The 13,319-nt window shown below is 62.6% G+C and carries 9 protein-coding genes; 6 read left to right on the top strand and 3 right to left on the bottom strand.

The features are described from left to right. Positions 1–65 precede the first annotated feature (65 nt). The gene (gene fadD2, locus CCOS864_RS21040; protein ID WP_115088204.1) at positions 66–1,754 is read left to right on the top strand and encodes a long-chain-fatty-acid--CoA ligase FadD2; all 1,689 of its coding nucleotides are present in this window, start codon (positions 66–68) and stop codon (positions 1,752–1,754) included. A 306-nt stretch (positions 1,755–2,060) separates the two neighbouring features. Then, positions 2,061–3,758 carry a long-chain-fatty-acid--CoA ligase FadD1 gene (gene fadD1, locus CCOS864_RS21035; RefSeq protein ID WP_115088203.1) on the top strand — a complete coding sequence of 566 codons (1,698 nt, stop codon included), beginning with the start codon at positions 2,061–2,063 and terminating at the stop codon, positions 3,756–3,758. A gap of 97 nt (positions 3,759–3,855) precedes the next feature. On the opposite strand, the gene CCOS864_RS21030 is transcribed toward fadD1, so the two are convergent. The 3 genes from CCOS864_RS21030 to CCOS864_RS28275 all read right to left on the bottom strand — a co-directional run bounded on the left by CCOS864_RS21030 (position 3,856) and on the right by CCOS864_RS28275 (position 6,820). After that, positions 3,856–5,163 (bottom strand): NAD(P)/FAD-dependent oxidoreductase, encoded by a 1,308-nt coding sequence (locus CCOS864_RS21030; protein ID WP_115088202.1) that lies wholly within the window; start codon positions 5,161–5,163, stop codon positions 3,856–3,858. 31 nt (positions 5,164–5,194) lie between these two features. Further along, on the bottom strand, positions 5,195–6,559 hold the full coding sequence (locus CCOS864_RS21025; protein ID WP_115088201.1) for a glutamine synthetase family protein: 1,365 nt from the start codon (positions 6,557–6,559) through the stop codon (positions 5,195–5,197). A 96-nt stretch (positions 6,560–6,655) separates the two neighbouring features. Beyond that, positions 6,656–6,820 (bottom strand): hypothetical protein, encoded by a 165-nt coding sequence (locus tag CCOS864_RS28275; RefSeq protein ID WP_166675713.1) that lies wholly within the window; start codon positions 6,818–6,820, stop codon positions 6,656–6,658. Between the two features lie 186 nt (positions 6,821–7,006). On the opposite strand from CCOS864_RS28275, the gene hrpA reads away from it, so the two are divergent. From hrpA to CCOS864_RS21005, 4 genes are all read left to right on the top strand, one after another. Then, positions 7,007–10,912 (top strand): ATP-dependent RNA helicase HrpA, encoded by a 3,906-nt coding sequence (gene hrpA / locus CCOS864_RS21020; protein WP_115088200.1) that lies wholly within the window; start codon positions 7,007–7,009, stop codon positions 10,910–10,912. 206 nt (positions 10,913–11,118) lie between these two features. Then, positions 11,119–12,240 carry a beta-ketoacyl-ACP synthase III gene (locus tag CCOS864_RS21015; protein WP_115088199.1) on the top strand — a complete coding sequence of 374 codons (1,122 nt, stop codon included), beginning with the start codon at positions 11,119–11,121 and terminating at the stop codon, positions 12,238–12,240. Between the two features lie 111 nt (positions 12,241–12,351). After that, entirely contained in the window at positions 12,352–12,963 is a 612-nt protein-coding gene (locus tag CCOS864_RS21010) for an RNA polymerase sigma factor (protein WP_115088198.1), read from the top strand. Continuing rightward, entirely contained in the window at positions 12,957–13,187 is a 231-nt protein-coding gene (locus tag CCOS864_RS21005; RefSeq protein ID WP_115088197.1) for an anti-sigma factor family protein, read from the top strand. The genes CCOS864_RS21010 and CCOS864_RS21005 overlap by 7 nt, the downstream gene beginning before the upstream one ends. The last annotated feature ends 132 nt before the right edge of the window (positions 13,188–13,319 follow it).

The following is a 13,319-nucleotide window of genomic DNA, read 5'->3' as shown; positions in this document are numbered from 1 at the left end:
CAGAGCACCTTCTTCGCCAAGCAGGCAAGGGGGCCGGAACGGCTCAGGTATGAGGACAAGAATAAATGCAAGCTGATTTCTGGAATGACAAGCGCCCGGCAGGCGTTCCTTCGCAAATTGACATAAACGCTTACAAGTCAGTGGTCGAAGTGTTCGAACGCTCCTGCAAGAAGTTTGCTGACCGCCCGGCGTTCAGCAACCTCGGGGTGACCCTGAGCTACGCCGAACTCGAACGCTATTCCGCGGCCTTCGCCGCTTACCTGCAGCAGCACACCGACCTGGTGCCGGGCGACCGCATCGCGGTACAGATGCCCAACGTGCTGCAGTACCCCATCGCCGTATTCGGCGCCATGCGCGCCGGGCTGATCGTGGTCAACACCAACCCGCTGTACACCGCCCGCGAGATGCGCCACCAGTTCAAGGACTCCGGCGCCAGGGCGCTGGTGTACCTGAACATGTTCGGCAAGCTGGTGCAGGAAGTGCTGCCGGACACCGGCATCGAATTCCTCATCGAAGCGAAGATGGGCGACATGCTGCCGACGGCCAAGGGCTGGCTGGTCAATACCATCGTCAGCAAGGTCAAGAAGATGGTTCCGGACTACCGCCTGCCACAGGCTGTGCCATTCAAGAGCGCCCTGGCCCAGGGCCGTGGCCAGTCGCTCAAGCCGGTATCGCTGAGCCTCGACGACATCGCCGTGTTGCAGTACACCGGCGGCACCACGGGCCTGGCCAAGGGCGCGATGCTGACCCACGGTAACCTGGTGGCCAACATGCTCCAGGTGCTGGCGTGTTTCTCCCAGCATGGGCCCGATGGCCAGCGCCTGATCAAGGAGGGGCAGGAGGTGATGATCGCACCGCTGCCGCTCTACCATATCTATGCCTTCACCGCGAACTGCATGTGCATGATGGTCACCGGCAACCACAACGTGCTGATCACCAACCCGCGGGACATCCCCGGCTTCGTCAAGGAGCTGAAAAAGTGGAAGTTCTCTGCACTGCTGGGGCTTAACACCCTGTTCGTGGCGTTGATGAACCACCCCGAGTTCAAGAACCTCGACTTCTCGGCGCTGAAAGTGACCAATTCCGGTGGTACCGCACTGGTCAGCGCCACCGCCGAGCGTTGGGAGAGCATCACCGGTTGCCGCATTGTCGAAGGCTACGGCCTGACCGAGACCTCGCCGGTGGCCAGTACCAACCCTTATGGCCAGCTGGCGCGCCTGGGGACCGTGGGCATTCCGGTGCCGGGCACGGCGTTCAAGGTCATTGACGATGAGGGGGAGGAGCAACCCTTTGGAGAGCGCGGCGAGCTGTGTATCAAGGGCCCGCAGGTAATGAAGGGCTACTGGCAGCACCCCGAGGCGACCGCCGAGGCGCTGGACAGCGAAGGCTGGTTCAAGACTGGCGATATTGCCGTGATCGACCCGGATGGCTTTACCCGTATCGTCGACCGCAAGAAGGACATGATCATCGTCTCGGGTTTCAATGTGTATCCGAACGAGATCGAAGAGGTGGTGATGAGCCATCCGCAAGTGGCCAGTTGCGCGGTGATCGGCGTCCCTGATGAGCGTTCGGGCGAGGCGGTGAAGCTGTTCGTGGTGCCGCGCGAGGGTGGGGTGAGCCTTGAAGAGCTGAAGGCTTATTGCAAGGCCAACTTCACCGGCTACAAGGTGCCCAAGCACATTGTGTTGAGGGACTCGTTGCCGATGACGGCGGTGGGCAAGATTTTGCGCAGGGAGCTTCGGGATATAGCCTGACGGCGGCGCTGAGTCACTGTGGGCGCGGGCTTGCCCCGCGATGTGCCGTGCCAGACAGGGCGCTATCGCGGGGCAAGCCCGCTCCAACAGTGTGCTTTAGAATTTTTACTCTAAAAATGACTACGACATAATCAAGAGTCATTTCCGTGACTGTTCGGGCTACTTTAGCTCTAGGCGGCCCTTGGCAAAGCTGCTACTCTCGGCCCGCTTCGGATTATCAGGTTTGCAATAAACCGTAATCTTATATCAATAATAATCGCATCGACTGCGGTGAAGAATTCGCTGCTGCTGGAGGAGTGGGCTTCCATGATCGAAAATTTTTGGAAGGATAAGTACCCAGCCGGGATTGCCTCGCAAATCAATCCTGATGAGTATCCGAATATTCAGGCGGTATTGAAGCAGTCTTGCCAGCGCTTTGCCGATAAACCGGCCTTTAGCAACCTGGGCAAAACCATTACATACGGCGAGTTGTATGAGTTGTCGGGGGCCTTTGCCGCTTACCTGCAACAGCATACCGACCTGCAGCCGGGTGATCGTATTGCCGTGCAGCTGCCCAACGTTCTGCAATACCCCGTTGCCGTCTTCGGTGCCCTGCGTGCGGGCCTGATCGTGGTCAACACCAACCCGTTGTATACCGCGCGGGAATTGGAACACCAGTTCAACGATTCCGGCGCCAAGGCGCTGGTCTGCCTGGCGAACATGGCGCACCTGGCCGAGAAGGTGGTGCCCAAGACCCAGGTCAAACACGTTATTGTCACCGAAGTGGCCGACTTGTTGCCACCGGTTAAACGCTTGTTGATCAACAGCGTGATCAAGTACGTGAAGAAAATGGTTCCGGCGTACAACCTGCCCAAGGCGGTCAAGTTCAACGATGTGTTGAGCAAAGGTCGTGGCAAGGCTGTTCAGGAAGCCAATCCGGACAGTAACGACGTCGCCGTGTTGCAGTACACCGGCGGTACTACCGGGGTGGCCAAGGGCGCAATGCTGACCCACCGCAACCTGGTGGCCAACATGCTGCAATGCCGGGCGCTGATGGGCTCGAACCTCAACGAAGGTTGCGAGATCCTGATCACCCCTCTGCCGCTGTACCACATCTACGCGTTCACCTTTCACTGCATGGCGATGATGCTGATCGGCAGCCACAACATCCTGATCAGCAACCCGCGCGACTTGCCGGCGATGGTCAAGGAACTGGGCAAGTGGAAGTTCAGCGGCTTTGTCGGTTTGAACACCTTGTTCGTCGCCCTGTGCAACAACGAGAATTTCCGCAAGCTGGATTTCTCCGGCCTGAAGATCACCCTGTCGGGCGGTATGGCGCTGCAGATGAGTGTCGCCGAGCGCTGGAAGGCAGTGACCGGATGCGCCATCTGCGAAGGTTACGGCATGACCGAAACCAGCCCGGTGGCAGCGGTCAACCCGGCCGAGCAGAACCAGATCGGCACCATCGGTATTCCGATGCCCTCGACCCTGTGCAAGATCATCGACGACGCCGGTGTCGAACTGGCCCTGGGCGAAATCGGCGAGTTGTGCGTGAAAGGGCCGCAGGTGATGAAGGGCTACTGGCAGCGTGAAGACGCCACCAACGAGATCCTCGACAGCGATGGCTGGCTGAAGACCGGTGACATCGCCCTGATCCAGACCGACGGCTACATGCGCATCGTCGATCGCAAGAAGGACATGATCCTGGTCTCCGGTTTCAACGTCTATCCGAACGAACTCGAAGATGTGCTGGCGGCCTTGCCGGGCGTGCTGCAGTGCGCAGCCATCGGCGTGCCGGACGAGAAGTCCGGTGAAGTGATCAAGATCTTCATCGTGGTCAAGCCGGGCATGACGGTGACCAAGGAGCAGGTGATGGAGCACATGCGTGCCAATGTCACCGGCTACAAGGTACCGCGCTTCGTCGAGTTCCGCGATGCGCTGCCGACCACCAACGTTGGCAAGATCCTGCGCCGTGAACTGCGTGATGAAGAGCTGAAGAAGCTGGGCCTGAAGAAGATCGCCTGAGTTTCAGGCGAACGCTTCGCGCTCGATCGCTGGCAAGCCAGCTCCCACAGGTACGGTGTAATTAGACCTTGTGGGAGCTGGCTTGCCAGCGATGGTTTCAGCGCAATTTTTCGAGCATCTGGTAATACCACATCCCCGCCGCCAGCAACGGATTGCCCAGCACATCGCCCATCGGCACCTTGATGTGTTTGCAGCCGGCAAAGGTATCGAATTTCTCCAGTGTCCCGGTCAGTGCTTCGGCCATGATTTCGCCCATGATATGGCTGGTGGCGATGCCGTGCCCGGAATAACCCTGGCAGTACCAGACGTTATCCGAAAGCTTGCCCAGTTGCGGGATGCGGTTGACCACGATACCCATCGCGCAACTCCACTGGAACTCGATCGGCACGCCCTTGAGCACCGGAAACGTGCGCTCGATGCACGGGCGCAGTTCACCGGCGATATCCCGTGAATCGCGCCCGGAATAGTTGGCACCACCGCCGAACAGCAGGCGGCCATCGGCGGTCAGCCGGTAGTAGTCGAGGACGAAGCGGCAGTCGTACACCGCCAGGTCGTGGGGGTTGATCTGCGCGGCCAAGTCACCCAGTGGTGCGGTGGTGACGATGCCGCCCATGGCCGGGAAGATCTTGCCCTTGAGCTGGCGCTTTTCCAGTTTGTGATAGACGTCGCCGGCCAGCAGGATCTGCTTGGCCTCGACCCGCCCGTGGGCAGTCACCAGCGCCGGCTGATCGCCATGAACGATGTCCAGCACCTCGGAGTTTTCGAAGATCAGTGCGCCCAGGCTGTGCGCGGCACGGGCTTCACCGAGGCACAGGTTGAGCGGGTGCAGGTGCAGGTTGCGGCGGTTCTTCAGGGCGCCGAGGTACAGCGGGCTTTGCAGGTGTTCGCGCATGGCGCTCTGGTCGAGCAGCTCGACCTGATCAGCCATGCCACGGCGCTCGGCCTCGGCGGCGAAGGCGCGTAGTTCGCCCATGTGCGAAGCTTTCATCGCCGCGTGCAGGTGGCCGCGCTTGAGGTCGCAGTCGATGCCGTAGCGTTCAACCCTTTGCTCGATGATCTGGTGGCCGCGCCAGCGCAGGTGCCAGATGAAGTCATCGACCTCGTCCCCGAGCTTGTCGCGCATCTGCTTGCGCATCGCTTCATCGCCCGAGAGGCTGCCGGTGACCTGGCCGCCGTTGCGCCCGCTGGCGCCCCAGCCGATGCGATTGGTTTCGACAATGGCGACCTTCAGGCCGCGTTCGGCCAGCTCCACGGCGCTGGCGACCCCGGTAAAGCCACCGCCGATGATTGCCACATCGACCTTCACCGTGCCCTTGAGGGTCGGATACTGGGTGGCGTCGTTGAGGCTTGCGGTGTAGTAGGAGGCACTGCGCTGGGCAGGGCCGGCATTCACGGCTGCAGTCATGACAAAAAATCCTTGGCGCAAAAATAAAGAGTCAGGCCTGGGTCAGGTACCAGCGCCAGTCCTGTTCGCCGACCTCGGCCATGAACTGGCGGTACTCGGCACGCTTGACCGCCAGATAAACATCGAGGAATTCGGCGCCGAAGGCCTCGCGGGCCCAGCTTGAGCGCTCCAGGGCGGTGAGCGAAGTCAGCCAGTCGGTGGGCAGCAGTTCGGTGGCCTGGGCGTAGCCATTGCCCTCGACCGGCGCGCCCGGGTCGAGCTGTTGGCGGATGCCGTGATGCAGGCTGGCAAGGATGGCTGCGGCAGCCAGGTACGGGTTGGCGTCGGCGCCGCAGATGCGGTGCTCGATGTGTCGGCTGTTGGCCGGGCCGCCTGGCACTCGCAGGCTGACGGTACGGTTGTCGACCCCCCAGGTCGGTGCCAGCGGCGCATAGCTGTTGGCCTGGAAGCGTCGGTAGGAGTTGGCATTGGGGCAGAACAGCAGCAGCGAATCGAGCAGCAGCTTGAGCATGCCGGCCACCGACTGGCGCAGCAGCGGCGTGCCGGCCTTGTCTTCACTGGCGTAGAGGTTGTTGCCCTGGGCATCGGCCAGGCTCACGTGCATGTGCATGCCGGTGCCCGCCAGGTGATCGAACGGCTTGGCCATGAAGCAGGCCTGCATCCCGTGCTTGTGCGCCACGCCCTTGACCAGGCGCTTGTAGCGCACCGCCTGGTCCATGGCCAGCAGCGCATCGCCATGTTCCAGGGTGATTTCCACCTGGCCCGGGGCATATTCGGAAATCGCCGTGCGCGCCGGAATGCCCTGGGCTTTGCAAGCGGCATAGAGGTCGGCGAGAAACGGTTCGATCTGTTCCAGCTCGCGCAGGCCATAGACCTGGGTGCCCCGCGGCCGGCCGCCGTCGCTGTCGAGCGCCGGTTGCGGCCGACCATGGCTGTCGCGCTTCTGGTCGAGCAGGTAGAACTCAAGCTCGCAGGCCATTACCGGGTAGTAACCTTCGGCCTTCAGTGCATCGATGACCTTGACCAGCAGGTGGCGCGGGTCGGCAATGCTTGCCGGCAGGCCTTCGCTGGGGTGCATGCTGACCTGCAGCGCCGCCGTGGGGATCTGCCGCCAGGGCAGGCGCACCAGGCTGTTTTCCAGCGGGTAGGCGCGGCAGTCGATATCGCCGACATCCCAGACCAGCCCGGAGTTTTCCACATCGTCGCCGTTCAGGGTCAGGCCGAGGATGGTGCTGGGCAATGGCCGACCGCTTTCGTACACCGCCAGCAGCTCTTCGCGGTGCAGCAGCTTGCCGCGCGGCACGCCATTGGCGTCGAGGATGAACAGCTCGATCATCTCGATATCGGGGTTGGCGGCCAGGAACGTTCGGGCCTGCTCGATGGGGGCAAATTGCATGGTGCTCTCGCTCGCGCCGTCAGGCGCACAGGACTGCCTAGCCGGTCAGGCGGCAGTCTTCGACAAGGAAGGTCGGCCAGAAGCTGGCCGCACGGTTCAGTGCAGGGCGAGGCGGGCGTCCGGTGGGCGGGCATGGCGGCAGTGCCACAAGGCCCAGAAGGCGAGAATGATGTGCACCAGCGGATTTTCCCCGCAGCATGCCCGCACCTTCGGGAACGAAGGGCGCAGCAGCGGACGGGGCAAGCCGGGAGACGAAGTCATGCCTGGATACTCCCATGCCGGGGAAGGTTCATTAAATCAGCCTTTGTACAACTTCAGGTAAGTCCCGGCTAAACAATGGCTCGCCAGCCCGCAACCGTGCCGAGCGTCGGCAAATCTGCGACAATCGCAGCCCTTGAAAAGCCGATCATGCAAAAGCAGGCTCACCTGCACGACTAAAAAGCCCCCATGACTGACCACGCGATTGATCAACTGCTGAAAAACCTCGACCACGCCATGATTTCCGAGCGTCACCGCCTGCGCCGGCAGCTGCACGAGCTGCGCAAGCGCCCGGATGAGGCGAAGCTTGCGCAGTGGGTCGACAAGGTGCAGGCCTCCTGCGCCCAGGTCACTGCGCGCAAGGCCAGCGTGCCGAGCATCCGTTACGATGACAGCCTGCCGATTGCGGCCAAGCGTGACGAGATCAAAAAGGTCCTGGCCGAGCATCAGGTGTTGATCATTGCCGGCGAAACCGGCTCGGGCAAAACCACCCAATTGCCGAAGATCTGCCTGGAACTGGGCCGCGGCCAGCACGGCCTGATCGCCCATACCCAGCCACGGCGGATTGCCGCCCGCAGCGTCGCCACCCGGGTCGCCGAAGAGCTCGGCACGCCACTGGGGGCGCTGGTCGGCTACCAGGTGCGCTTTGAAGACCAGAGCGACGCCAACACCCTGGTCAAGCTGATGACCGACGGCATCCTCCTGGCCGAAACCCAGCACGACCGTTTTCTTGAGCGCTACGACACCATCATTGTCGACGAAGCCCACGAGCGCAGCCTGAACATCGACTTTCTGCTCGGCTATCTGAAGACCCTGCTGCCACGCCGCCCTGATCTCAAGGTCATCATCACTTCCGCGACCATCGACCTTGAGCGCTTCTCCAAGCACTTCAACGATGCGCCGATCATCGAAGTGTCGGGCCGCACCTATCCGGTGGAAACCTGGTATCGGCCGTTAACCAGTGAGCAGGACGAGGAGGGCAACCGCGTCGAGGACGACCTCACCGTTGACCAGGCAATCCTCGCCACCCTCGACGAGATCGCCGCCTTCGAGCGCAGCCAGGGCAAGGGCCCGGGCGACGTGCTGGTGTTCCTGCCGGGCGAGCGCGAGATTCGCGACGCCGCCGAGATGCTGCGCAAGGCCCAGTTGCGCCACACCGAGATCCTGCCGTTGTACGCGCGCCTGTCGCCGGCCGAGCAGCAAAAGATCTTCCAGTCCCATCCCGGGCGGCGTGTGGTGCTGGCCACCAACGTCGCCGAAACCTCGCTGACGGTGCCGGGCATTCGCTATGTGATCGACAGCGGCACCGCACGCATCAGCCGCTACAGCTACCGGGCCAAGGTCCAGCGCCTGCCGATCGAAGCGGTGTCCCAGGCCAGCGCCAACCAGCGCAAGGGCCGCTGCGGGCGGGTCGAGCCGGGCATCTGCGTGCGCCTGTACAGCGAAGAGGATTTCAACGCGCGGCCGGCCTTTACCGACCCGGAAATCCTCCGTACCAACCTTGCTGCGGTCATCCTGCAGATGCTGCACCTGCGCCTGGGCGAGATCGACGCGTTCCCGTTCATCGAGCCGCCGGATGGCAAGGCCATCAGCGACGGCTTCAATCTGTTGCAGGAGCTCTCGGCGGTCAACCGCGAGAACCAGCTGACCCCCCTGGGCCGGCAACTGGCGCGCTTGCCGGTCGACCCGCGGCTGGGCCGCATGCTCCTTGAAGGCGCCAAGCAGGGCAGCCTCAACGAGCTGTTGATCGTCGCCAGTGCGCTGTCGGTACAAGACCCGCGCGAGCGTCCGCCGGAGCGCCAGCAAGCGGCCGACCAGGCCCATGCGCAATGGAAGGACGTCGACTCCGATTTCGCCGCGCTGGTCAATTTGTGGCGTGGGTTCGAAGAGCAACGCCAGGCCCTGACCGCCAGCCCGCTGCGCAACTGGTGCCGGAAGAACTTCCTCAACTACCTGCGTTTGCGTGAGTGGCGCGATGCTCACCGTCAGTTGAGCCTGATCTGCCGCGACCTGCAGCTGAGCATCAATAAAGAGCCTGCTGACTACCCGCGCCTGCACAAGGCGATTCTTTCCGGCCTGCTCAGCCAGATCGGCCAGAAGACCGAAGATGGTGACTACCTCGGCGCCCGTCAACGGCGCTTCTGGGTGCACCCGTCGTCCGGCCTGGGCAAGAAGCGTCCACAGTGGCTGATGACCGCCGAGCTGGTGGAAACCACCAAGCTCTATGCGCGCATGGTGGCCAAGATCGATTCGGACTGGATCGAGCCGCTGGCCGGGCACCTGATCAAGAAGAACCATTTCGAACCGCACTGGGAAAAGAAGCGCGGCCAGGTGGTGGCCTTCGAGCAGGTCACCCTCTATGGCCTGATCGTGGTCGGCCGGCGGCCAGTGCATTACGGCCCGGTCGACCCGGTGATGTCCCGCGAGCTGTTTATCCGCGAGGCACTGGTGGGTGGCGAGATCCAGTCCAAAGCCAAATGCCTGACCGCCAACCGGCGCTTGCTGGAGCAACTCGACGAGCTGGAAGCCAAGGCCCGTCGGCGCGACATCCTCGCCGATGAAGAAACCCTGTACGGCTTCTATGAAGCGCGCTTGCCGGCGGAGATCCACCAGACCGCAACCTTCGACAGCTGGTACCGGGTCACCAGCCAGAAAGACCCGCAGTTGCTGATCATGCGCGAGGAAGACGTGCTGGCCCGCGAAGCCAGTGAAGTCACCGCCGCGCAGTACCCGGACACCCTGCGCCTGGGCGACCTGAGCCTGGCCCTGAGCTACCACTTCGAGCCTAACCATCCGCGCGACGGCGTCACCGTGCGGGTGCCGGCGCCACTCTTGCCAAGCCTGCCGGGCGAGCGCCTGGAGTGGCTGGTGCCGGGCCTGCTCGAAGCCAAGTGCATCGCCCTGGTGCGCAACCTGCCCAAGGCTCTGCGCAAGAACTTCGTGCCGGTGCCGGACTTCGTCAAGGCCGCGCTGCAACGCATGAGCTTCGGCGAAGGTTCGTTGCCCCAGGCGCTGGGCCGCGAGCTGCTGCGCATGACCGGTGCGCGGGTCAGCGATGAAGCCTGGGCCGAAGCCGCCGCGCAGGTCGACAGCCATCTGAAAATGAACCTGGAAGTGGTCGATGGCCAGGGCAAGTTCCTCGGCGAAGGCCGCGACCTGGCTGAGCTGACTGCACGCTTTGCCGCTGCCAGCCAGGCCGCTCTGGCGGTACCGCAGACCGCACAAAGCCAGCAACCGGTGCAGGCCAAGGCCTTCACCCAGGTGGCCGAGACCGCGCAGCAGAAGTTTGCCGGGCTGTCGATGACGGTCTATCCGGCCTTGGTGGAAGAAAACGGCACGGTCAAGGAAGGGCGTTTCTCGACCCAGGCCGAAGCCGAATTCCAGCACCGCCGCGCCTTGCAGCGCCTGTTGCTGCAGCAACTGGCGGAGCCGGCCAAGTTCCTGCGTGGCAAGCTGCCGGGGCTGACCGAGCTGGGCCTGTTGTACCGTGAACTGGGCCGGGTCGAGGCGCTGGTCGAAGATATCCTGCTGGCCAGCCTGGACAGCTGCATCCTTGAAGGCGAAAGCACCCTGCCGCGTGATGGCGCAGGCCTGGCCTCGCTAGCCGAGCGCAAACGCGGTAGCTGGGCCGAGCACGCCGAACGCCTGGCGCGCCTGACCCTGGAAATCCTCAAGCTCTGGCACGGCCTGCAAAAGCGCTTCAAGGGCAAGATCGACCTGGCCCAGGCCGTGGCCCTCAACGACATCAAGCAGCAGCTGGGCAACCTGGTCTACCCGGGCTTTGTCCGCGAAACCCCGGGGCTCTGGCTCAAGGAGCTGCCGCGCTACCTCAAGGCGATCGAGCTGCGCCTGGAGAAACTCGGCGCCCAGGTGCAGAAGGACCGGGTCTGGAGCAGTGAACTGGGCAACCTCTGGAGCCAGTACCAGACCCGCCTCGACAAGCACGCCCAGGAAGGCAAGCGCGACGAGCAGTTGCAGCTGTACCGCTGGTGGCTGGAGGAGTACCGGGTGTCGTTGTTCGCCCAGCAGTTGGGCACCAAGGTGCCGGTTTCCGACAAACGACTGAGCAAGCAGTGGAGTCAGGTGGAAGCCTAAACCCCCGCAGTTGTGGCACACTTGGCTGATATACGCCGCGCACCCCGGAATTACCTGCCGGGCCTGCGCGGCTCACGCATGCAGCACTGCGCAGTGGCCCGGCAAGCCAGGGTCATTGCCAGTCAAAGTTGGTACTTTGGTACCAATTCAAACCGACCGAACAGGCCGTTGCCGGGCTGGCAATGGCCCCGAACAGAGGAACGACCGTGCATAACGTCGTCATCAGCGGCACCGGCCTGTACACCCCGGCCAACAGCATTTCCAACGAAGAGCTGGTGGAATCCTTCAACGCCTACGTGCAGCAGTTCAACCGCGACAACGCCGCCGCCATCGAGCGCGGTGAGGTCCAGGCCCTGGCCGAGTCCAGCGCCGCCTTCATTGAAAAGGCCTCGGGCATCAAAAGCCGCTTCGTCATGGACAAGGACGGCATCCTCGACCCGCAGCGCATGAAGCCGCGCCTGCCAGAGCGCTCCAATGACGAACCGTCGATCCTCTGCCAGATGGCCGTGGCTGCCGCCGAGCAGGCCCTGCAACGCGCCGGCCGCACAGCCGCAGACGTCGATGCGGTCATCGTTGCCTGCTCCAATCTGCAGCGCCCGTACCCGGCCATTGCCATCGAAGTGCAACAGGCCCTGGGCATCAACGGCTTTGGTTTCGACATGAACGTGGCCTGCTCGTCGGCCACCTTCGGCATCCAGACCGCCTGCAACAGCGTGCAACTGGGCCAGGCCCGCGCGGTGCTGGTGATCAGCCCGGAAATCTGTACCGGCCACCTGAACTTCCGTGACCGCGACAGCCATTTCATCTTTGGTGATGCAGCGACGGCCGTACTGGTGGAGCGCGCCGACCTGGCCACCTCCAAACACCAGTTCGACATTGTCAGCACCAAACTGCTGACCCAGTTCTCGAACAACATCCGCAACAACTTCGGCTTCCTCAACCGTGCTGCCGAAGAGGGCATCGGCGCCCCCGACAAGTTGTTCGTCCAGGAAGGCCGCAAGGTGTTCCGCGAGGTCTGCCCGATGGTTGCCGAGCTGATCGGCCAGCACCTGGCCGAGAACAACCTCAACGTCAGCGACGTCAAGCGCTTCTGGCTGCACCAGGCCAACCTGAGCATGAACCACTTGATCGTCAAGAAACTGCTCGGCCGTGATGCGCTGGAAGAAGAGGCACCGGTGATCCTCGACAGCTACGCTAACACCAGTTCGGCCGGCTCGGTGATCGCCTTGCACAAGCATCAGGATGACTTGCCACAGGGTGCCTTGGGCGTGCTCAGCTCGTTCGGCGCCGGTTATTCGATCGGTAGCGTGATCCTGCGCAAGCGTTGAGCTTCAGTTGCTTACGAAGTGTCCTACTGTGCTGGGACACTTGGCTGATGGCTTTAGCTGTAACAAATCCGCCTAATCGGACTCTACCCGCAGAACGATGGATGGATGGCGATGACTGGCGAACAACAAGCCCGCTTGCTGGAGCGGCTGCTCAAGGGTGAGCAACAAGCGTTCAAGGAACTGGTCGACACCTATCAGGGCGCCATGCGCGCCGTCGCCTACGCGATTGTCGGCAGCCGGCATGCCGACGAAGCGGTACAGGACGCCTGGCTGGCGGTGGTACGTAACCTCAAGGGATTCGAGCAGCGCTCGAGCCTCAAGACCTGGTTGCTTACCATTACCGCCAACGCAGCCAAGACCCGCTACAAACAGAACCGTCGCGAAGTGCTCCTGGATGACCTGCCAGGCCCCCATGGCACGATCGGTGACGAGCGCTTCGCCACCGACGGCCACTGGTTGCAAGGGCCTTCGGCCTGGCATGAAGACACGCCAGAGGCCATGCTCAGTCGTGAGCAGATGCGTGAATGCCTGGAGCACACCCTGCTGAGCCTGTCGCAGCTGCAACGCAGTGTGCTGGTGCTGCGCGAGCGACAGGGCCTGGAGCTGGAGCAGATCTGTAATCTTCTCGAGATTTCCCTCTCCAATGTCCGCGTGCTGCTGCATCGGGCGCGCCTGAAGGTCTTCGCCACCCTGGAACATTTCGAGGAAACCGGCCAATGCTGAGCTGCAAGGAACTCGTCGCCCGCTCCAGCGACTATCTCGATGAGCAACTGACCCTGGGCGAGCGTCTGATGGTCCGCCAGCACCTGATGTTCTGTCGCCATTGCCGCCGCTTTCTCAAGCAGATGCGCATGGCCCAGGCCACGGTACGGGCCTTGCCGGAAGAACCGGTGGTCGACAGCGATGCCCTGGCCGAGCGTCTGGCCCGTGAACTGAAAAACTCCTGAATCACGCTTGGGAGGCTCTGCAACGGAGCTTTCCGGCTTATTTCCTTTCGAAGTAAAAAAGTTCCCCTGTCACAAAACATTTATCTAAAAGCCACTGATCTGACATACACCCCCGCCAAGATTCCTCCCCAG

The organism is Pseudomonas wadenswilerensis, from assembly GCF_900497695.1.
GTDB classification, from domain to species: domain Bacteria; phylum Pseudomonadota; class Gammaproteobacteria; order Pseudomonadales; family Pseudomonadaceae; genus Aquipseudomonas; species Aquipseudomonas wadenswilerensis.
This window is presented reverse-complemented; position numbering and strand designations above follow the sequence as displayed.